The organism is Streptomyces spinoverrucosus (genome assembly GCF_015712165.1).
Lineage (GTDB): Bacteria > Actinomycetota > Actinomycetes > Streptomycetales > Streptomycetaceae > Streptomyces > Streptomyces spinoverrucosus_A.
This window is the reverse complement of record NZ_JADPZX010000001.1, coordinates 4,274,536-4,295,142: the sequence shown is the minus strand read 5'-3', so window position 1 is coordinate 4,295,142 and position 20,607 is coordinate 4,274,536. Positions and strand designations below refer to the sequence as shown.

The 20,607-nt window shown below is 68.9% G+C and carries 14 protein-coding genes; 10 read left to right on the top strand and 4 right to left on the bottom strand.

Annotation, left to right across the window (positions count from 1 at the left end; all coding sequences use genetic code 11):
• Positions 1–54: 54 nt before the first annotated feature.
• Positions 55–345, bottom strand: a complete 291-nt coding sequence (gene rpsF, locus I2W78_RS19305; protein ID WP_003991486.1) for a 30S ribosomal protein S6 — start codon at positions 343–345, stop codon at positions 55–57.
• 262 nt (positions 346–607) lie between these two features.
• Here rpsF and I2W78_RS19300 point away from each other — a divergent pair, with 262 nt between their 5' ends.
• The 3 genes from I2W78_RS19300 to I2W78_RS19290 all read left to right on the top strand — a co-directional run bounded on the left by I2W78_RS19300 (position 608) and on the right by I2W78_RS19290 (position 3,338).
• Positions 608–919, top strand: a complete 312-nt coding sequence (locus I2W78_RS19300) for a hypothetical protein (RefSeq protein WP_196461535.1) — start codon at positions 608–610, stop codon at positions 917–919.
• 191 nt (positions 920–1,110) lie between these two features.
• Positions 1,111–2,232, top strand: coding sequence for a peptidoglycan bridge formation glycyltransferase FemX (femX, locus tag I2W78_RS19295; RefSeq protein ID WP_196461534.1), 1,122 nt, complete (start codon positions 1,111–1,113; stop codon positions 2,230–2,232).
• Positions 2,233–2,306: 74 nt separating this feature from the next.
• The gene (locus tag I2W78_RS19290; protein ID WP_196461533.1) at positions 2,307–3,338 is read left to right on the top strand and encodes an alanine racemase; all 1,032 of its coding nucleotides are present in this window, start codon (positions 2,307–2,309) and stop codon (positions 3,336–3,338) included.
• Positions 3,339–3,455: 117 nt separating this feature from the next.
• On the opposite strand, the gene I2W78_RS19285 is transcribed toward I2W78_RS19290, so the two are convergent.
• Both I2W78_RS19285 and I2W78_RS19280 read right to left on the bottom strand, forming a co-directional pair.
• Positions 3,456–4,982, bottom strand: coding sequence for a glycosyltransferase family 87 protein (locus tag I2W78_RS19285; RefSeq protein ID WP_196461532.1), 1,527 nt, complete (start codon positions 4,980–4,982; stop codon positions 3,456–3,458).
• 356 nt (positions 4,983–5,338) lie between these two features.
• Positions 5,339–8,035 carry a transglycosylase domain-containing protein gene (locus tag I2W78_RS19280; RefSeq protein WP_196461531.1) on the bottom strand — a complete coding sequence of 899 codons (2,697 nt, stop codon included), beginning with the start codon at positions 8,033–8,035 and terminating at the stop codon, positions 5,339–5,341.
• A 374-nt stretch (positions 8,036–8,409) separates the two neighbouring features.
• On the opposite strand from I2W78_RS19280, the gene I2W78_RS19275 reads away from it, so the two are divergent.
• From I2W78_RS19275 to I2W78_RS19260, 4 genes are all read left to right on the top strand, one after another.
• Positions 8,410–9,093, top strand: a complete 684-nt coding sequence (locus tag I2W78_RS19275; protein WP_196461530.1) for a PadR family transcriptional regulator — start codon at positions 8,410–8,412, stop codon at positions 9,091–9,093.
• A gap of 45 nt (positions 9,094–9,138) precedes the next feature.
• A complete protein-coding gene (locus tag I2W78_RS19270; RefSeq protein WP_196461529.1) occupies positions 9,139–10,221 on the top strand; it encodes an inositol-3-phosphate synthase in 1,083 nt (360 codons plus the stop codon).
• A gap of 75 nt (positions 10,222–10,296) precedes the next feature.
• Positions 10,297–11,559 carry an MFS transporter gene (locus I2W78_RS19265; RefSeq protein WP_196461528.1) on the top strand — a complete coding sequence of 421 codons (1,263 nt, stop codon included), beginning with the start codon at positions 10,297–10,299 and terminating at the stop codon, positions 11,557–11,559.
• Positions 11,560–11,684: 125 nt separating this feature from the next.
• Positions 11,685–12,176 (top strand): LppU/SCO3897 family protein, encoded by a 492-nt coding sequence (locus I2W78_RS19260; protein ID WP_196461527.1) that lies wholly within the window; start codon positions 11,685–11,687, stop codon positions 12,174–12,176.
• 115 nt (positions 12,177–12,291) lie between these two features.
• Here the strand turns inward: I2W78_RS19260 and I2W78_RS19255 are convergent, their stop codons facing one another.
• A complete protein-coding gene (locus I2W78_RS19255; protein WP_196461526.1) occupies positions 12,292–13,728 on the bottom strand; it encodes a CCA tRNA nucleotidyltransferase in 1,437 nt (478 codons plus the stop codon).
• A gap of 258 nt (positions 13,729–13,986) precedes the next feature.
• On the opposite strand from I2W78_RS19255, the gene I2W78_RS19250 reads away from it, so the two are divergent.
• The 3 genes from I2W78_RS19250 to I2W78_RS19240 all read left to right on the top strand — a co-directional run bounded on the left by I2W78_RS19250 (position 13,987) and on the right by I2W78_RS19240 (position 20,595).
• Positions 13,987–16,377 (top strand): DUF6049 family protein, encoded by a 2,391-nt coding sequence (locus I2W78_RS19250; protein WP_196461525.1) that lies wholly within the window; start codon positions 13,987–13,989, stop codon positions 16,375–16,377.
• Between the two features lie 43 nt (positions 16,378–16,420).
• Positions 16,421–18,721 carry a murein biosynthesis integral membrane protein MurJ gene (murJ, locus tag I2W78_RS19245; protein ID WP_196461524.1) on the top strand — a complete coding sequence of 767 codons (2,301 nt, stop codon included), beginning with the start codon at positions 16,421–16,423 and terminating at the stop codon, positions 18,719–18,721.
• A gap of 140 nt (positions 18,722–18,861) precedes the next feature.
• Entirely contained in the window at positions 18,862–20,595 is a 1,734-nt protein-coding gene (locus tag I2W78_RS19240) for a protein kinase family protein (RefSeq protein WP_196461523.1), read from the top strand.
• Positions 20,596–20,607 lie beyond the last annotated feature (12 nt).

Here is a 20,607-nt window from a genome sequence, read left to right as displayed (position 1 = left end):
TGCTGCTGGCTGCTTGTGGTGCTACTCGAATCCCGGGATCAACCGAGCGGAAGCTCAGTGGGTCTCGGGGCGGAGGACCTTGGTCCGGAGGACCGACTCGTTCAGGTTCATCTGGCGGTCGAGCTCCTTCACGACCGCAGGCTCGGCCTGCAGGTCGATGACCGAGTAGATGCCCTCGGGCTTCTTCTTGATCTCGTACGCGAGACGACGACGACCCCAGGTGTCGACCTTCTCGACCTTTCCGCCACCGTCACGGACGACAGACAGGAAGTTCTCGATCAGAGGAGAGACAGCGCGCTCCTCGACGTCGGGGTCGAGGATGACCATCACCTCGTAGTGACGCATGTGGAACCCACCTCCTTTGGACTCAGCGGCCACGGTCGTTCCGTGGCAGGAGGGTTGTGATGCGTACGCAACGGTATCGGCCACCACTGACAATCGGAGCCCGGTTGGGGCGTCCAGCCGTGGCCTGGGCAGACACCGGTGCAGACGGTACAGAGTACCCGCACACCGGCTTCCGGTTGAAATCCGGCCGGGGTGACCGTCAATCTGTACACATCGGGTGTGTATGGCGCTACGATGCGCCGCCTTCCGCAGGAGGTGCCCCATGGCACAGGCATTGCGACCCAACACCGCCGGATCCCTCTTCGCCACGGACGGCCGGCCCCACCCCGTCCAGCACGCACTGCTCGCGGTGACCCTGGTACTCGGAGTGGTCTCCTTCGTCACGGCGATGTTCCACAGCCTTCACTTGATCAGCTCCTGGACCGGCCTGGTGGGGATCCTCACCGGGGCGTACGGCCAGTGGATCTCGGAGACGACCCGCGAACGCTTCGGACTGGTGCTGGGCCTCGGCGCCTCGGCCGTCGGCTTCTTCCTGGGCATGGCCCACGGGGGTCTCTTCGGCGGGCTCTTCTGACCCGCCCGGGCACATTCTTCTGATACCGCGCCGAGCCCTTCCGGGGCACGGTGCTCACCGTCGCGGCCGCGACAGGCCGGGGCGAAGGTTGCGCACGCCCAGTCGGGGCGCTCGTGGGGCGCAGTAGGCTTCGGCGCGAGAGCCGGAGCCCCTGAACCCATGGGGACACACCAGCCCGAGGAGCGCCCCGAATGAGCCTGACCCTGAGGACCATCAGTCGAGAGCAGCATCTGGCCTATATCCAGAGCCTGCCGTCGGCGAGTCACATGCAGGTTCCGGCCTGGGCGGACGTCAAGGCGGAGTGGCGCTCCGAGAACCTCGGCTGGTTCGACGAGCGGACCGGCGAGCTGGTCGGCGCGGGCCTGGTCCTCTACCGCCAGCTGCCCAAGATCAAGCGCTACCTCGCCTACCTCCCCGAGGGCCCGGTCATCAACTGGTTCGCGCCGAATCTCGACGACTGGATCCAGCCGATGCTGGCCCACCTCAAGCAACAGGGCGCCTTCTCCGTGAAGATGGGCCCGCCGGTGATCATCCGGCGCTGGGAGGCCGCGTCCATCAAGAAGGGCATCCAGGACCCGGACGTCAAGCGTCTGCGGGACATCGAGGCCGACTTCATCGAGCCGCGCGCCTTCGAGGTCGCCGACAAGCTCCGTCGTATGGGCTGGCAGCAGGGCGAGGACGGGGGCGCCGGCTTCGGCGACGTACAGCCCCGCTACGTCTTCCAGGTGCCGCTGGCGAACCGCTCCCTGGAAGAGGTCCACAAGGACTTCAACCAGCTGTGGCGCCGCAACATCAAGAAGGCCGAGAAGGCCGGCGTCGAGGTCGTCCAGGGCGGCTACCACGACCTCGAGGAGTGGCAGCGGCTGTACGAGATCACCGCGGTGCGCGACCACTTCCGGCCCCGCCCGCTGTCGTACTTCGAGCGCATGTGGACGGCCCTCAACACCGAGGACCCCAACCGCATGCGGCTGTACTTCGCGCGCCACAACGGCGTGAACCTGTCCGCGGCGACCATGCTGATCGTCGGCGGGCACGTCTGGTACTCCTACGGGGCCTCGGACAACATCGGCCGCGAGGTCCGGCCCTCGAACGCGATGCAGTGGCGGATGCTGCGCGACGCCTACGCGCTCGGTGCGACCGTCTACGACCTGCGCGGCATCTCGGACTCGCTGGACGAGTCGGACCACCTCTTCGGTCTGATCCAGTTCAAGGTCGGCACGGGCGGCCAGGCCGCCGAGTACCTCGGCGAGTGGGACTTCCCGCTGAACAAGCTGCTCCACAAGGCGCTCGACATCTACATGTCGCGCCGCTGAGCCCCTGGCATTTGCTTCGATAGCTTCCACACCTCTGATACACCGCAGCCACGAGAAAGGTTCCAGGTCCGGCCATGGCGCTCACGCTCTACGTCGACACCGCGCGCTGGCGGGCGCATCACAAGCATGTGCAGGAGCAGTTCCCGGGCCTCGTCCCGGTCTGCAAGGGCAACGGCTACGGCTTCGGACACGAACGGCTCGCCGAGGAGGCCACACGGCTGGGCTCGGACATCCTCGCCGTGGGCACGACGTACGAGGCCGCGCGCATCAAGGACTGGTTCGGGGGTGACCTGCTGGTGCTGACGCCGTACCGACGCGCCGAGGAGCCCGTACCGTTGCCCGATCGCGTCATCCGCTCGGTGTCGTCGGTCGACGGCGTGTACGGCCTCGTGGGCGCCCGCGTCGTCATCGAGGTGATGTCCTCCATGAAGCGGCACGGCATCAGCGAGCAGGACCTGCCGCAGCTGCACGCCGCCATCGAGAACGTACGGCTGGAGGGCTTCGCCATCCACCTGCCGCTGGACCGCGCCGACGGCTCGGACGCAGTCGAGGAGGTCATCGGCTGGATGGACCGCCTGCGCGCGGCCCGGCTGCCGCTGCACACGATGTTCGTCAGCCATCTCAAGGCCGACGAACTCGCCCGGCTGCAGCAGCAGTTCCCGCAGACCCGCTTCCGCGCGCGTATCGGCACCCGGCTGTGGCTGGGGGACCACGATGCCACCGAGTACCGCGGGGCGGTCCTGGACGTCACGCGTGTCGCCAAGGGCGACCGCTTCGGCTACCGGCAGCAGAAGACGGCCTCGGACGGCTACCTGGTGGTCGTGGCGGGCGGTACGTCGCACGGGGTGGGCCTGGAGGCCCCCAAGGCGCTGCACGGCGTCATGCCGCGCGCGAAGGGCGTCGCCCGCGCCGGCCTGGCCACGGTGAACCGGAACCTTTCGCCGTTCGTCTGGGGCGGCAAGCAGCGCTGGTTCGCCGAGCCGCCGCACATGCAGGTGTCCATCCTGTTCGTGCCGTCGGACGCGCCGGAGCCGAAGGTCGGTGACGAGCTGGTGGCCCATCTGCGGCACACCACCACGCAGTTCGACCGTCTCATGGACCGCTGACGGCGACGACTGGCACGACAGACAGCACAGCCGAAAAGGGCCGTACCCGGAATCCCGGTGTACGGCCCTTCTCATGGCTCTGCTCTGGACTACGACGCCGCCCCTGGGCCCGTTCGCTCAAAGCGAACCGCCAGCCGCCTTCGAGTCGCCGGCCCCCTTCCCGCTGCCCCACTCCACCTGAGGCCCCTCGAACTGGGCCGCGTGCCGCGGCGGACGGGCCGCCGGCCCGAGGACGAACACATCCTCGGCCCGGTCGAGCACACCCCCGGAGGGGTCGTCCTCACCGCCCCTGCGCACCACGTCCCGGTCCGGCATGAGGATGTCGCGCACGACGACGACGCACAGGTACAGGGTGCCCAACAGGTGCACGCCGATCGCCCAGTGGTAGCCGTCGGTCGGCAGTCCCTTGTGGGCGTCTCCGCTGGTCGTGTACGCGAGGTACATCCAGATCCCCAGGAAGTACGCCACCTCGCACGCCTGCCAGATCAGGAAGTCCCGCCACTTCGGCCGGGCCAGCACGGCCAGCGGGATCAGCCACAGGACGTACTGCGGCGAGTAGACCTTGTTGGTGAGGACGAACGCCGCGACGATCAGGAAGGCCAGTTGGGCGAAGCGCGGACGGCGCGGCGCAGTGAAGGTGAGCGCCGCCACGCCGACACAGCACAGCAGCATCAGAAGCGTGGCGAGGAGGTTGACCGTCTCGGTGCTGAGCGGGTCGCTTGAGTTCTGGACCAGGATCAGCCAGAACGACCCGAAGTCGACGCCGCGTTCCTGGCTGAACGTGTAGAACTTCGACCAGCCGTCGAAGGCGAAGAGCATCACCGGCAGGTTCACGACCAGCCAGGCGACGGCCGCGCCCGCCAGCGCCTTGCCGAAGTCCCGCCATTTGCCCGCCCGCCAGCACAGCACGAACAGCGGCCCCAGCAGGAAGAGCGGATAGAGCTTGGCGGCCGTGGCGAGCCCCAGCAGCACGCCGAAGGCCACGGACCGGCCCCGCGACCACATCAGCATCGCCGCGGCCGTCAGAGCGACCGCCAGCAGGTCCCAGTTGATGGTGGCGGTCAGCGCCAGGGCGGGCGCCAGGGCGACCAGCAGACCGTCCCAGGGGCGCCGGGCGTGGATCCGGGTCACACAGACGGCGATGACGACGGCGCAGACCATCAGCATCCCGGCGTTGACCATCCAGTACCACTGCTGCTGGTCCTGCATGCTGCCGGTGCCGGGCGTGATCCAGGCGGCGACCTCCATGAACACGCCGGTCAGCACGGGGTACTCGAGGTACTCCATGTCGCCGGGGATCCTGTCGAAGTACGGCACCAGCCCGTCGGCGAAGCCACGCCCGTTGTAGAGGTGCGGGATGTCCGAGTAGCACGCGTGCGTGTACTGGGAACTGGCGCCGAAGAACCAGGCGCCGTTGTAGCAGGGCGCCTTCTGGACCAGTCCGAGGGCGAACACACCGACCGCCACGAGCGCGATCACCCGCACGGGAGTCCACCAGGACGTCCCGAGGAGGGCGCGCCGGCCCAGGGGACCGCCGATCAGCTCGCTGCCGGCTGCGGCGACCTCGTCCTCCTTGGTCGGCCGCACCGGGTCCGGCTCGTGGACGCTCGCTCGCGTCGTTTCTGCACTGGGCATGGGCCACATCCTGCCGTAGGCGCCTGTGAGGTGCCGCCGACGGGAGGCCTTCGGACCGCGAAGACCACGAACGCCCGGCCAGGACCCCCTGGCCGGGCGTTCACCTCAAAGGGCAGGCAGCACCCTCTACGCCTCGCCCTTTTCCCAGGTGGAGGCACAAGCCGGCTTCGTGTCGCCCTCGTACACACAGGCCGCGTGGACCTGGAGTACGACGGAGTGCCCGTCGGCGCACTCGTCCCGGATGTGGAACGGGTCACGACAGAGGCCGGACCGGCAGGTGATCAAGGTCGGTCCGGCCCCTTCTTAGGCACACACGCGACCGGGCCCTGGCAAAAGCCAGGGCCCGGTCATGTCGCTGCGACGGCTCAGCCGGTCGGGCCTGCGAAGAGACCGCCTCCGTTGCCGTTGCCGTTGTTGCCGTTCTCGTCACCCGTCTCCGTGGGTACGGGCGATGTGGTCACGCCACCGTCTGTGCCGCCGGTGTCCGTACCGCCGGTATCCGTGCCGCCGGTGTCCTCGCAGTTCCACTCGAAGGCGCCACAGGTGTCGCTCGCGGAGGGCGAGGGGGTGACCTCGGACTGAGTGGGCGTCGGCGTCGGGCTCGGGCTCTCCTCCTCGGTCTCGGTGACCGTGGGAGTCGGCGTCGGCGACGGCGCCTCGTTGATCACCTCACCGATGGGTTCGGGCTCCGGGAAGTCCTTGACCGGCATGCCCTTCATGGCCTGTTCCATGTAGTCGTGCCAGATCTCGGCCGGGAACGAGGCACCGTGAATCGACTTCTGGTCGCCCGTTCCGTACATCTCCAGGAACGTCCGGTTCTTGATGTTCTCGTCGTCGGGGTATCGGAACATGCTGATCGCGGTCGACAGCTGAGGGGTGTAGCCGACGAACCAGGCCGACTTGTTGCCGTCGGTGGTACCGGTCTTGCCGGCCACCTCTCGGCCCGTCAGCTGGGCGTTGGTACCCGTACCGTCCTCGACCACGGTCTTCAGGACGTCGGTGACGTTGTCGGCGACCTTCGCGCTGAAGGCCTGCTTGGCCCGGCCCTCGTGCTCGTAGAGCGTGCCGTCCTTGTCCGTGACCTTCTGGACGGAGTACGGATCATTCTGCTTGCCGCTGGCCGCGAAGGTGGCGTACGAGCCCGCCATACGGATCGCGCTGGGGTCGGAGATGCCGAGGGAGAACGACGGGTAGTCGATGCCTGCCAGGCTGCCCTCCAGCACGCCCGCGTCGATGGCCGCCTCCTTGACCTTGTCCAGGCCGACGTCCATGCCGAGCTGCACATAGGCCGAGTTCACCGAGAACTGCATTGCCTCGCGGAGATCGATCTGGTAGTTCGGTGCGTCGCCGTAGGTCTCGTCACCGTCGTTGACCTGCAGCCACTCCTCATCCTTGTCGTTGTGCCAGACCGAGCCGTCATAGTTCTTGATCTTGAGCTTGTTCTTGCCGCTGTACAGGCTCTTGGGCGAGACGACCGTGCGCTCGTCCTGGGCCTGCGTGGGGCCGAGGTCGGGATCGCGGACGCCCCACTTCATGGCGGCCGCGAGCACGAACGGCTTGAACGTCGATCCGACCTGGGCGCCGGTCTCGTTGGCGTTGTTGGTGAAGTGCTTGGTCGCGTCCTCACCGCCGTAGATGGCCACGATGGCGCCGCTCTCCGGATCCACGGAAGCGCCACCGAACTGGACGTGCGTGTCCGTCTCGGGGCGTTTCTTGGGATCAATGTTGGCCTTCTGGACCTTCTTGACCGCCTTCTCGAGCTCAGCGACCTTCTCCTTGTTGAAGGTCGTCTTGATCGACAGGCCGCCTTCCCGGAGCTTGCGCTCGGTGACGCCAGTCTTCTCGCTGTTGTTGAGCAGGTAGCCGTTGGCGAGGTCCACGAGGTAACCGATCTGGCCGCTCAGCGCCCGGTTCGCCCGGGGGTTCTCGACCTTGGGCAGATCGGTGTACTTGGCTCGCTCCGTGGCGCTCAGATGGCCGTACTCAACCATTTTGTCCAGCGTGTCCTGCATCTGACGCAGGGCCCGCTTCTTGTTCGCCTCCGGCGTGGCGGCGCTGTCGATGGAGGTCGCGCCGGCCGGGTCGTAGTACGTGGCGCCCTTGAGCATGGCCGCCAGGAACGCGCACTCGCCCGCGTTCAGCTGGATGGCGTCCTTGTTGAAGTACGCGCGGGCGGCCGCCTGGATACCGAAGGCGCTGCGACCGTAGTACGCGGTGTTGAGGTAGCCCGCCATGATCTCGTCCTTGGAGACCGAGGTGCCCACCTTGATGGAGACGAAGAGCTCCTTGAACTTACGGCTGACCGTCTGCGACTGGTCGTCCAGCATGGCGTTCTTGACGTACTGCTGGGTGATGGTGGAACCACCCTGCGTCTCACCGCCCCGGGCCATGTTGAACACCGCGCGGGCGATGCCCTTGGGGTCGATGCCGCTGTCCGTCTTGAAGGTCTTGTTCTCCTGCGAGATGACCGCGTACTGCATCTCTCTGGGGATCTGCGCCAGATTGACGATCTGCCGGTTGGTCTCCCCACCGGTCGACACCATCTCGGAGCCGTCGGACCAGTAGTAGACGTTGTTCTGCGCCGTCGCAGTGTCCGCGACGTTCGGGACGCCCACCATGGCGTATCCGATGCCGGCGACGGCCACCATGCTGCCGAAGAAGCCGAGGCACAGGCCGGAGACGAGCTTCCAGGAGGGCACCCAGCGGCGCCACCCGTACTTGCCCGCGCGCGGATAGTCGATGATCCGCTTCTGGTCGGAGGCCGCCGTGCGTCCCCGGCCCGGTCCGGCCGCGTCGGCACGCCTGCTGCCCCGGCCGGGGTCGGCCGCTCTGCGACGACTGCCACCACTTCTCTGTGCCGCGCGCCGGGCCTCGGCGCGGCCGCCGTACGGCCGCTCCTCACCTCCCGGACCAGCGGAACCCGACCCGTACGCGTCGGAAGGAGACCCGGTGGCGCCTCGCGGTGCCGCTCGGCGGCCGGAGGACGCACCGGACTGGCCGCGTCGGGCCGCGGCACGTCCGCCTCCCTGCGGCTGCGGCGGTTTGCGACGGTGCTCGCTCATCGAACGACTACTCCTAGGGCAGGCGCACCCTGGCGCGCCTGGAAACGGCGGCTGGTTTCCGGTCCCCCCGAAGTACGGATGTGGTCGGTTCCGCATTCATCCGTACTGCACCGGGGACGAGGACGCCCCCAGACGCATCTCGGTTCCCGGTGGTGTGCATGCCGCACAGACTACGCAGCACCAAAACGCGCCTAGTCCTGAAGTTCACCCCAAAACAGGCAACTTGCTTCCTACGAATCAGTGATGTGACGCCGTTCACGATTCCACCTCTTGTCGCATTCCAGGGGCCGTTCTATCGTCTTGATGTATCGAGTCGATACATCAGCACGACATGAAGACCGTGACGGCCCGACCGCGGCAGAGAGGAGGCGACGATGAGCCGGCGTTCCGGGATCCTCGAGTTCGCCGTACTCGGCCTGCTCCGCGAATCTCCGATGCACGGCTATGAGCTGCGCAAACGACTCAATACGTCACTGGGCGTGTTCCGTGCGTTCAGCTACGGGACGCTTTACCCCTGTCTCAAGACGCTGGTCGCCAACGGCTGGTTGATCGAGGAGCCGGGGAACACCCCCGAGGACGCCCTCGCCGCTCCGCTCACCGGCCGTCGCGCAAAGATCGTCTATCGGCTGACGCCGGAAGGTAAGGAACACTTCGAGCAGCTGCTGGCGCAGACAGGCCCCGACGCGTACGAGGACGAGACCTTCGCCGCCCGGTTCGCCTTCTTCGGCCAGACCTCCCGTGACGTACGCATGCGCGTGCTGGAGGGCCGCCGCAGCCGGCTGGAGGAGCGCCTGGAGAAGATGCGCGCCTCCCTGGCCCGCACCCGGGAGCGCCTCGACGACTACACCCTCGAGCTCCAGCGCCACGGAATGGAGTCCGTGGAGCGCGAAGTGCGCTGGCTGAACGAGCTCATCGAGAGCGAGCGGGCCGGGCGGGACCTTCGCGGATCCGCCACCGGGGGGCCCGCTCAGCAGGACACCACAACTGGAGCGTCGGGCGACCTGCCCCGGCCCGGGGACACCTCCGGGCCGGATTCGTCCGACGACACCGCCACGTGAGGTCCCCGTCAGGGCCTCACCGAGTACACACAGGGAGCAACCGGAATGGGTTCGGTTCGCGTAGCCGTCGTCGGCGTGGGCAACTGCGCGGCGTCGCTGGTGCAGGGAGTCGAGTACTACAAGGACGCCGACCCGGCGTCCAAGGTCCCCGGCCTGATGCACGTCCAGTTCGGCGACTACCACGTCCGTGACGTGGAGTTCGTCGCCGCGTTCGATGTCGACGCGAAGAAGGTCGGTCTCGACCTCGCGGACGCCATCGGCGCCTCCGAGAACAACACCATCAAGATCTGCGACGTCCCGAACACCGGTGTGACCGTCCAGCGCGGCCACACCCTCGACGGCCTCGGCAAGTACTACCGCGAGACCATCGAGGAGTCCGCCGAGGAGCCGGTCGACATCGTCCAGGTCCTCAAGGACAAGCAGGTCGACGTCCTCGTCTGCTACCTGCCCGTCGGCTCCGAGGATGCGGCGAAGTACTACGCCCAGTGCGCCATCGACGCCAAGGTCGCCTTCGTCAACGCCCTCCCGGTCTTCATCGCCGGCACCAAGGAGTGGGCGGACAAGTTCACCGAGGCCGGCGTCCCGATCGTCGGTGACGACATCAAGTCGCAGGTCGGCGCCACCATCACGCACCGCGTCATGGCGAAGCTGTTCGAGGACCGCGGTGTCATCCTGGACCGCACGATGCAGCTGAACGTCGGCGGCAACATGGACTTCAAGAACATGCTCGAGCGCGAGCGCCTGGAGTCCAAGAAGATCTCCAAGACGCAGGCCGTCACCTCGCAGATCCCCGACCGTGAGCTCGGCGAGAAGAACGTCCACATCGGCCCGTCCGACTACGTCGCCTGGCTCGACGACCGCAAGTGGGCGTACGTCCGCCTCGAGGGCCGTGCCTTCGGTGACGTCCCGCTGAACCTGGAGTACAAGCTCGAGGTCTGGGACTCCCCGAACTCGGCCGGCGTGATCATCGACGCCCTGCGCGCCGCGAAGATCGCCAAGGACCGCGGCATCGGCGGCCCGATCCTGTCGGCGTCGAGCTACTTCATGAAGTCCCCGCCGGTCCAGTACTTCGACGACGAGGCCCGCGAGAACGTCGAGAAGTTCATCAAGGGTGAGGTCGAGCGCTGAGGCTCGCCTCTTTCCGGGCTGAGGGTCCCTGGGGCAGTGCGCCCGGGGACCCTCCCCGTATGTGAGGCTGTGCCCATGGCCGTCGTACGTGATCTACGCGTCCTGCTCCGCTTCCGGAACTTCCGACGCCTGCTCGTCGTGCGGCTGCTCTCCCAGGGCGCCGACGGCGTGTACCAGGTCGGGCTCGCCACCTACGTCGTCTTCTCCCCGGAGCGTCAGGCCTCACCCACCGCGATCGCCTCGGCCATGGCGGTCCTGCTGCTCCCGTACTCCCTGGTGGGCCCCTTCGCCGGCGCCCTGCTGGACCGCTGGCGCCGCCGCCAGGTCTTTCTGTACGGCAATCTGCTGCGCGCCCTGCTGGCCTCGGCCACAGCCGTCCTGATGATCAGCCAGGTCCCGGACTGGCTCTTCTACGTCTCCGCCCTGTGCGTCACCGCCGTCAACCGCTTCGTCCTCGCGGGCCTGTCCGCCGCGCTGCCCCGCGTGGTCGACGGGGACCGCCTGGTGATGGCCAACTCCCTCTCCCCGACGGCCGGAACCCTCGCCGCGACCGCGGGCGGCGGGGTCGCCTTCGTCGTACGGCTGCTGATCGCGGACTCGGATGCCGCCGTGGTGCTGGTGGGCGCCGCGCTGTACCTCTGCTCGGCGCTGGCGTCGCTGCGCATGGGGCGGGAACTGCTGGGTCCGGACCTCGAGTTGGTGCAGCCACGTCTGAGGGCGGCACTCTCCGGCACCTACCGCGACCTCGTGGCGGGTCTCCATCACCTCGCCGCGCCCGCACGACGCGAGGCTGCCTGGGCACTCGCGTCGATGACGCTGATGCGGTTCTGCTACGGCGCCCTGACGGTCATGCTCCTGATGCTCTGCCGATACGCGCTCACCACCAACACCGAGGACGGACTCGCCCTGCTGGGGCTGGCGGTGGGCGTCTCGGGAGCCGGTTTCTTCATGGCGGCGGTGCTCACCCCGTGGGCCGCCGGCCGGTTCGGCCCCGGCCGCTGGATCTTCATCTGCGCGGCGTCCGCCGCCGCCCTGGAGCCCGCCCTCGGCCTGCCCTTCGCCACCGAGCCCATGCTGGTCGCAGCCTTCGTCCTTGGCCTCACCACCCAGGGCGCGAAGATCTCGACCGACACGATCGTGCAGTCCTCGGTCGACGACGGCTTCCGCGGCCGGGTCTTCTCCCTCTACGACGTCCTGTTCAACGTCGCCTTCGTCGCCGCCGCCGGAGTGGCCGCCCTGATGCTGCCCCCGGACGGGCGCTCGGTCCCCCTGGTACTGACGGTGGCGGTGATCTACGCAGCGGTTGCGGTGGCTATGGCCCGCTTTGAACGCCGGTAAGTGTCACATCAGAGCCACAGAGCCACTCCTGGGTGCGGAGTTGTCAGTGGAGAGCTGTAACTTACGTGGGTCTTACGCGCGGTTCCCGCGCGTTCTCGTATCTACGTTTCCAGGGGGACCCCCAAGTGACTACTCCGCCGCCCCAGGGCAACCCGTTCGCGCAGGGTCAGAACCCCTACGCGCAGGGCCAGCCCCAGGCGCCCTACCCGCCACAGGGCGGTCAGCCCCAGCAGCCCGGCTTCCCGCAGCAGGGCGCCCCGTACGCCCCCGTCCCGCCGGAGCAGCCGCGTCGCAAGCTGAGCTTCAAGACGATCAAGAACGTGGTCATCGTCATCGCGGTCCTCACCGCGGTCATCGGCGGCTACATCGCCAGCCGGGACGACGCCGATCAGGCCGCCGTGGGTGACTGCCTGAAGACCGCCTCGTCCTCCTCGGACCGCATGGAGGTCGTGGACTGCACCTCCTCCGAGGCCGAGGTCAAGGTCCTGAAGAAGATCGACGGCAACTTCTCGGAGCTCACCGCCGAGACCGAGTGCCGCAAGGTCGAGAAGGCCACCGGCTTCTACGCCGAGACGGGCGACGGGGCCGAGTTCCTGCTCTGCCTCGGGGACATCTGATCCGACCCCAGCAGTGAGGGGCGATGTTTCACGTGAAACATCGCCCCTCTTCGCATCCTGGGAGATCTCGTGACCGGCCTATGTTTCACGTGAAACATAGGCCCGCTTCACGGCCTCAGCTCTGCTCGGCCCACCACTCCTTGAGTGCCGCGACCGCCTCGTCATGCTCCATCGGGCCGTTCTCCAGGCGGAGCTCCAGCATGTGCTGGTAGGCGCGGCCGACAGCGGGCCCCGGCTTGATGCCCAGGATCTCCATGATCTGGTTGCCGTCGAGGTCGGGACGGATGGCGTCCAGTTCCTCCTGCTCCTGGAGTTGGGCGATCCGCTCCTCCAGGCCGTCGTACGCCCGCGACAGCGCGGCCGCCTTGCGCTTGTTCCGGGTGGTGCAGTCCGAGCGCGTCAGCTTGTGGAGGCGGTCGAGCAGATGCCCCGCGTCCCGGACATAGCGGCGGACGGCGGAGTCGGTCCACTCGCCCGTGCCGTAGCCGTGAAAGCGCAGGTGGAGCTCGACCAGGCGCGAGACGTCCTTCACGAGTTCGTTGGAGTACTTGAGCGCCGTCATCCGCTTCTTGGTCATCTTCGCGCCGACCACCTCGTGGTGGTGGAACGAGACCCGCCCGTCCTTCTCGAAACGGCGCGTCCGCGGCTTGCCGATGTCGTGCAGCAGAGCGGCCAGGCGGAGGGTCAGGTCGGGGCCGTCCTCCTCCAGCGCCATCGCCTGCTCCAGAACGATCAGCGTGTGGTCGTAGACATCCTTGTGACGGTGGTGCTCGTCACTCTCCAGCCGCAGGGCCGGCAGCTCCGGCAGTACGTGGTCGGCGAGCCCGGTGTCGACCAGGAGGGCCAGGCCCTTGCGCGGGTACCGGGACAGGATCAGCTTGTTCAGCTCCTCCCGGACCCGCTCGGCCGAGACGATCTCCAGGCGCCCCGACATCTCCTTCATCGCCGTGACGACCTCGGGTGCCACCTCGAAGTCGAGCTGAGCGGCGAAGCGCGCGGCCCGCATCATCCGCAGCGGATCGTCCGAGAAGGACTCCTCGGGAGTGCCCGGCGTACGCAGCACCCGCGCCGCGAGATCGTCGAGCCCACCGTGCGGGTCGATGAACTTGTTCTCCGGCAGCGCGACGGCCATGGCATTCACGGTGAAGTCACGCCGGACGAGGTCCTCCTCGATGGAGTCGCCGTACGACACCTCCGGCTTGCGGGAGGTCCGGTCGTAGGCCTCCGACCGGTAGGTCGTCACCTCGATCTGGAAACCGTCCTTCTGGGCACCGACCGTGCCGAAGGCGATCCCGACGTCCCACACGGAGTCCGCCCACGGCCGGACGATCTTCAGTACGTCCTCGGGGCGCGCGTCGGTCGTGAAGTCCAGATCGTTACCGAGCCGGCCGAGCAGCGCGTCCCGGACCGAGCCACCGACCAGGGCGAGTGAGAACCCGGCCTCCTGGAAGCGGCGGGCAAGGTCGTCGGCGACAGGCGCGACCCGCAGCGGCTCATTCATCGCGTGGGGCGGCACCTGACTCAGGGCAGTGTCATCGTTGGCGTTCGGCACAACAGAACAGGGTACGTGGCCCGGACGACCGCGAGCCTCTCGATTACGGGCGTGCGAACACCGGCGTCGAGTACGACACAAGCCCAGCCCTCACGACGTACGGAAGCGTTCCTCTTTATAGGGGCACATTCAGGACAGCGGCCCCGGCTCCCCCGATCTTGTGGAGCAGACCGCGGCACTTCCCCTCAGCGCGTCTCGTTACCATGCGTGGACGCACATTCCGACGACCACTGACGACGACGAGGGACGGGCGAGCGCGTGGCCGAGGCGGCAGACTTCCAGGGGACGAGTCCCTCACCTGCCCGCCGGTGGCTGAGGCGTACCGGAGCGTTGCTGGCCGGGGCGCCGCTGCTGGCAGGGCTGTTCCAGCTGCCCGCCGCCCCCGCAGCGGACGCCGCCGGGCAGACCTCCGCGCAGCAGGCCTCCGGCTCCCGCACGGTCACCGTCGCCGTCGACTCGCTCAGCCCCAGCGCCCCCACGGAGGGCGACACGCTGACCGTCTCCGGCACGGTGACCAACAACGGCAAGCAGACGGTCACCGACGCCCATGTGGACCTGCGCATGGGTCCCGAGATGACCACCCGCTCGTCGATCGACAGCGCCGCCAAGCGCACCGGCTACTCCCAGGGCTCCGACGGCACGGAGATCGACGACGAGTACCGCCAGCAGTTCGCCAGGCTCACGCCGGGCGTCGCCCAGCGCTTCAGCATCTCGGTGCCGATCGACGAGCTGGACCTCGGCGGGAGCGGCGTCTACCAGCTCGGCGTCGCCCTCTCGGGCGAGACGTCCGCGCAGCCCTGGGACCAGGTGCTGGGCATACAGCGGACGTTCCTCCCCTGGCAGCCCGAGCAGGCGGACACGACGACGAAGACGACGTTCCTGTGGCCGCTGATCTCGACCGCGCACATGACGGCGGAGACGGGTTCGAACGAGCAGCAGACTCCGGTCTTCCTCGACGACGACCTGGCCAAGGAGATCTCCCCGGGCGGCCGCCTGGAGCAGCTCGTGTCGCTGGGCAGGGACCTCGACGTCACCTGGATGATCGACCCGGACCTCCTGGCCTCCGTCGACGCGATGGCCCGCGGCTACCGCGTCCGGGGCGACGGTGACACCACCACGGGGGGCACGCACCAGGCGGTCGCCAAGCAGTGGCTGGCCGATCTGCAGAAGGCGGTGGCGGGCAAGGAGGTCGTCGCCCTGCCCTACGGCGACCCGGACCTGGCGTCCCTCGCCCACAACGGCACGAACGTCACCGGCTCGCTGAGCCGCCTCAAGGAGGCCACGGACGTCGTCGCCAACACGGTGGAGCCGATCCTCCATGTGAAGCCCAACACCGACTTCGCCTGGCCCGTAGACGGCGCCGTGGACCCGTCGATCGTGAAGGTCGCCACCTCCGCCGGCGCCGACAAGGTGATCGCCCGCAGCGACAGCCTGGAGGAGACCGGCGGGCTGTCGTACGCGCCGTCCGCGGCCCGCCCCATCGGCGGCGGCACCACGGCGGTGGTCGCGGACGCGCGGCTGTCGACGGCCTTCCAGGGCGATCTGACGAAGGCGTCCGCCAAGACGCTGTCGGTGCAGCGCTTCCTCGCCCAGAGCCTCGCCCTCAACCTCCAGACGAACCAGCAGCGCAGCATCGTCGTCGCGCCGCAGCGCATGCCGACCGCGAGCCAGGCCCGGGCCATGGCGGAGGCGATCACGGCACTGCAGAGCGGCGGCTGGAGCGAGCCGCAGAACCTCAGCGCGGCCGCCAAGGCCAAGCCGGATCCCGCGGCCACCAGGAAGGTGCCGTCCGGCTACGACTACCCCTCCTCGCTGCGCAAGCAGGAACTGCCGCGCACGGCCTTCGAGCAGATCGCGCGGACGCAGGCCAAGCTCGACGGTTTCCGGGTGATCCTCACCGACCAGTCCCGGGTGGTGACGCCCTTCGGGCGGGCCATAAACCGTGAGATGTCCACGTCGTGGCGCGGCCGGGCCACCGAGGCGCAGAACTACCGCGACGATGTGGAGGACTACCTCGACGGCCTCGCCGCGGGGGTCACGCTGATCGACAAGTCGGAGACCAAGCTCTCCGGCCGCAGCGCCACGATCCCGGTGACCGTCCAGAACAACCTGGTGCAGGACGTGGACCACTTGTTCCTGCGGCTCACCTCGACCAGCCCGACCCGGCTGGAGATCGGCGGCAGTGCCTACGACGAGCAGCCCGTCACCGTCTCGGGCGGACACAGCCAGTCCGTGAAGTTCGCCACGTCCGCCAACGCCAACGGCCGGGTGACCGTGAAGGCCCAGCTGTTCACGGAGGACGGCAAGCCCTACGGCCTGCCCGTCTACTTCGACGTGAGGGTCACCGAGATCACCGCCACGGTGATGCTGGTCATCGGCGGCGGAGTCCTGCTGCTCGTCCTCGCCGGCTTCCGGATGTACACCCAGCGCAAGCGCGCCGCCGCCCGGGAGGCCGCGGAGGAGGGCCCGGACACGGCCGACGACCCCACCGAGGGTGCGCAGAACCCCGAGGACCCCGCCGACCGTCTCAAGGAGGAGTCGGGACCCCGGCCCGGGGCAGGCGACCCGGAGCAGCCGAGTGACCCTGGGCCGGACACCCCAGCGGAAAGCGCAGACCCGTCCGGGACGGGTGAGAGAGTGGACCGTTGATATGTCGCGGCCGGTGGGCCCGGGACGATGAGGTGGGGTAACCATGAACGCGCCGTACGACGGTGACCGCGGCCAGGCTGCGGGCAGCTCGGGCCACCCCGAGGGCCCGCCGCCCGAGCACGGCCAGGTGCCGCCGCAGCACCCCGCGGACATGTACCTCCAGGACGCCTACGAGCAGGACCCGTACCGGGCGCAGGACCTCGCCGCCCAGGACCCGGTCACCGAGGCGCTCTACGACCGCGCCGCGCACCCGCCGCCGCCCCCGGGTACGTACCCGCCGCCGCAGCAGCTGTACGCCCAGCCGCCGCAGTCGCCGTACGCCCCTGACCCGCGCGTGTGGGCGCAGACGCCGGCACCCGAGCCGGCGGGCCCCACGCAGCACCTGCCGTACGGCGACGACCCGCGCACGACCCAGTACGTGGGGGTCGACGACCTGGTCACCCAGGCCAGTGACCAGCGCCACGAGCCCGACGCCTTCGCGCACCTGTTCCGGGACCAGCAGCAGACCGGCGTCCGCCCACCGATGGACCACCCTGGCGTGCCGGGTCCCAGCACCGCGCCGGGAACCGGGCAGGGTCCGGCGGGACAGCACGAGGGAGCGCACGCCCCGGAGGCTCAGTACGGCGGTGCCCAGGCGCCCGCCGAGCAGTACCAGGAGCCCACGCCGCGAGCCGCCACCGAGTCCGCTGCGACCCCCGCAGCCCCGGCCAAGGGCGGACGGGCCGGGGGTCTGCTGAAGTCGAGCGCCGTGATGGCGGCGGGCACGATGGTGTCCCGTCTCACCGGGTTCATCCGGTCGGCGATGATCGTCTCGGCGCTGGGCGTCGGCCTGCTCGGTGACACCTTCCAGGTCGCGTACCAACTGCCGACCATGATCTACATCCTGACCGTCGGCGGCGGCCTCAACTCGGTCTTCGTGCCGCAGCTCGTCCGCTCCATGAAGGAGGACGACGACGGGGGCGAGGCCTATGCCAACCGGCTGCTGACCCTGGTCATGGTGACCCTCGGTGCGCTCACCGTGCTCGCCATGTACGCCGCGCCGCTCCTGGTGCGCGCGCTGTCGAACCCCGTTGCCACGAATCCCGCGGCCAACGACACCGCGGTCACCTTCACCCGCTACTTCCTGCCCACGATCTTCTTCATGGGCGTCCATGTGGTGATGGGTCAGATCCTCAACGCGCGCGGCCGCTTCGGCGCGATGATGTGGACTCCGGTCCTGAACAACATCGTCATCATCGCGACGCTCGGCATGTTCCTCTGGGTGTACGGCAGCGCCGCCGACTCCAACATGACGGTCGACAACATTCCCCCGCAGGGCGAGCGGCTGCTCGGCATCGGTGTCCTGCTCGGACTCGTCGTCCAGGCGCTCGCGATGATCCCGTATCTGCGCGAGACCGGGTTCCGGCTGCGCCTGCGCTTCGACTGGAAGGGCCACGGCCTCGGCAAGGCCGCGATGCTCGCCAAGTGGACGATCCTGTTCGTCCTGGCCAACCAAGCGGGCGCGCTGGTCGTCACCCAGCTGGCCACCGCAGCGGTCTCGGACACGGGAATCGACGGTACCGGTTTCAGCGCCTACGCCAACGCCCAGCTGATCTGGGGCCTTCCGCAGGCCATCATCACCGTCTCCCTGATGGCCGCCCTGCTGCCGCGCATCTCCCGCTCGGCCGCCGAGGACGACGCGGGCGCCGTCCGCGACGACATCTCCCAGGGCCTGCGCACGACGGCCGTCGCGATCGTGCCGATCGCCTTCGGCTTCCTCGCGCTCGGCGTCCCGATGTGCACGCTGATGTTCGGCTCCTCGGGCACCACCTCGGCCACGAACATGGGCTTCATGCTGATGGCCTTCGGCCTCGGCCTGATCCCCTACTCCGTGCAGTACGTCGTCCTGCGCGCGTTCTACGCCTACGAGGACACCCGCACCCCCTTCTACAACACGGTCATCGTCGCCGCCGTCAACGCCGGGGCTGCGGGCCTGTGTTACGCCCTGCTCCCCGCCCGCTGGGCCGTCGTCGGCATGGCCGCCTCCTACGGCCTCGCCTACGTGATCGGCGTCGGTGTCGCCTGGCGCCGGCTGCGCAAGCGGCTCGGCGGCGACCTGGACGGGACCCGGGTGATGCGGACGTACGCGCGCCTGAGCATCGCCTCGGTGCCGGCGGCGCTGCTGAGCGGCGCGGCCTGCTACTACATCACTCAGGCGCTCGGCCAGGGCGTCGCCGGTTCCCTCGCCGCGCTGGTGGCCGGCGGAGCCGTCCTGCTGGGCATCTTCTACGTCGCCGCCCGCCGCATGCGCATCGAGGAGCTGAACTCGCTCGTGGGTATGGTCCGAGGGCGTCTGGGCCGCTGAATCGGGGGGTACGCGCACAACCATCGTCCGCCACCGCGTGTCGTGCATAGCGGCGGACTGTGGGCACAATTGGTTTCGGCGTCGGACGGCGCGCAACGGAGTTCGGCCGGCGCGCTATGGATGGGGAGGCAGGAACGACGGTGGCGGAACGGAGCACGGCTGCCGTCGACGTGGCAGACAACAGCGGCGACGAGCCGCTGACCGCCAAGGCGGATCAGGCGGACCAGTCCACGGCCGACGGGGTGGCCAAGAACCCGGAGCGGGACACGGAACACGACGTGGCACAGGGGAGTGGCGGGACCGAGGGTCCCGGAGAGAAGACCTCGCCGCCCGAACTGCACAGCGGTCACAAACTCGCCAGACGCTACCGCCTCGAGGACTGTGTCACCCGTCTGGACGGTTTCAGCAGTTGGCGTGCGGTGGACGAGAAGCTGCGCCGCGCCGTCGGCGTACATGTCCTGCCCGCGGACCATGCCCGGGCCCGTTCCGTGCTGGCCGCGGCCCGCGCCTCCGCGCTGCTCGGTGATCCACGCTTCGTCCAGGTCCTCGACGCCGTCGAGGAGAACGACCTCGTGTACGTCGTGCACGAGTGGCTGCCCGACGCCACGGAGCTCACCACGCTCCTGTCCTCGGGCCCGCTGGAGCCGCACGACGCCTACCAGATGGTCAGTCAGGTCTCCGCCGCCATGGCCGCCGCCCACCGCGAAGGCCTCGCCCATCTCCGGCTGAACCCCAACGCCGTCCTGCGCACGTCCTCCGGACAGTGGCGTATCCGCGGCCTGGCCGTGAACGCCGCCCTGCGCGGGATCAGTTCCGACACCCCGCAGCGCACCGACACCGAGGCGATCGGCGCCCTGCTGTACGCCACGCTCACCCAGCGCTGGCCGTACGAGAGCGACGCCTACGGTCTGTCGGGGCTGCCCAAGGACGTCGGCCTCATCCCCCCGGACCAGGTGCGCGCCGGCGTCCACCGCGGCCTGTCGGAGCTCGCCATGCGCGCGCTCGCCAACGACGGCGCGACCGCCTCCCGGCACGAGTCCCCCTGCACAACGCCGGAGGAGCTGGTGAAGGCGATCGGCGAGATGCCCCGCATCCGCCCGCCGGAGCCCGCGTTCACCGCCCCGCCGGACTACCAGCGCACGACATACCAGCAGGGCACGTACGGCCGCCCCGCACCGCACCCCGGCACCAACCAGCCGGTGTCGTCCCCGCCGCCCCCGCTGCAGAGCCGTACCGGCAAGGCCCTGAAGTGGGCGGTGTCCGCGCTGCTCATCGCCGCGCTGGGGCTGGGCAGCTGGCAGCTCGCGGACGCCCTGATGGAGCGCGGCACCCAGTCGGACGACCCGAACAAGTCCCAGACGACGGACGAGAACGACAAGAGCGCCGAGGAGAACAAGCCGACAGCCAAGTCGCTCACCATCGCAGGGGCTCAGGAGTACGTCGCGAGCGGCGAGGCCCAGGCCGCCGGCGACGTCGGCCTCACGTACGACGGTGACAGCTCGACGTACTGGCGCACCAAGTACTACAACGACGGTCCGGAGCTGGCTCCCTACAAGCCCGGCGTCGGCATCGTCTACGACCTCGGCTCGGCCCAGGAGATCTCCGCCGCGTCGATAGGGCTCCGGTACCAGGGCGACCGCACGACAGTCCACCTCTACGCGACCGACTCGCTGACCCCCTCGACCGGGGTCGACGGAATGCAGGAGATCGGAACCGCGACGACGAAGGGCACCTCTCTGAGCGTGAAGGCGTCGAAGTCGGTGAAGACGCAGTACGTGCTGCTGTGGATCACGGCAGTGCCACACGCACCCGCCGACGGCTACAGCGGCGCCGGTTACAAGCAGGCCGTGACCGACGTGAAGTTCACGGGCTGACGTCTCACGGAG

Coding starts and splice junctions, on each gene's coding strand:
- I2W78_RS19275 (WP_196461530.1), top strand. CDS start 8,410: ATGAGCCGGCGTTCCGGGATCCTCGAGTTCGCCGTACTCGGCCTGCTC.
- murJ (WP_196461524.1), top strand. CDS start 16,421: ATGAACGCGCCGTACGACGGTGACCGCGGCCAGGCTGCGGGCAGCTCG.
- femX (WP_196461534.1), top strand. CDS start 1,111: ATGAGCCTGACCCTGAGGACCATCAGTCGAGAGCAGCATCTGGCCTAT.
- I2W78_RS19265 (WP_196461528.1), top strand. CDS start 10,297: ATGGCCGTCGTACGTGATCTACGCGTCCTGCTCCGCTTCCGGAACTTC.
- I2W78_RS19285 (WP_196461532.1), bottom strand. CDS start 4,982: ATGTGGCCCATGCCCAGTGCAGAAACGACGCGAGCGAGCGTCCACGAG.
- I2W78_RS19290 (WP_196461533.1), top strand. CDS start 2,307: ATGGCGCTCACGCTCTACGTCGACACCGCGCGCTGGCGGGCGCATCAC.
- I2W78_RS19300 (WP_196461535.1), top strand. CDS start 608: ATGGCACAGGCATTGCGACCCAACACCGCCGGATCCCTCTTCGCCACG.
- I2W78_RS19280 (WP_196461531.1), bottom strand. CDS start 8,035: ATGAGCGAGCACCGTCGCAAACCGCCGCAGCCGCAGGGAGGCGGACGT.
- I2W78_RS19270 (WP_196461529.1), top strand. CDS start 9,139: ATGGGTTCGGTTCGCGTAGCCGTCGTCGGCGTGGGCAACTGCGCGGCG.
- rpsF (WP_003991486.1), bottom strand. CDS start 345: ATGCGTCACTACGAGGTGATGGTCATCCTCGACCCCGACGTCGAGGAG.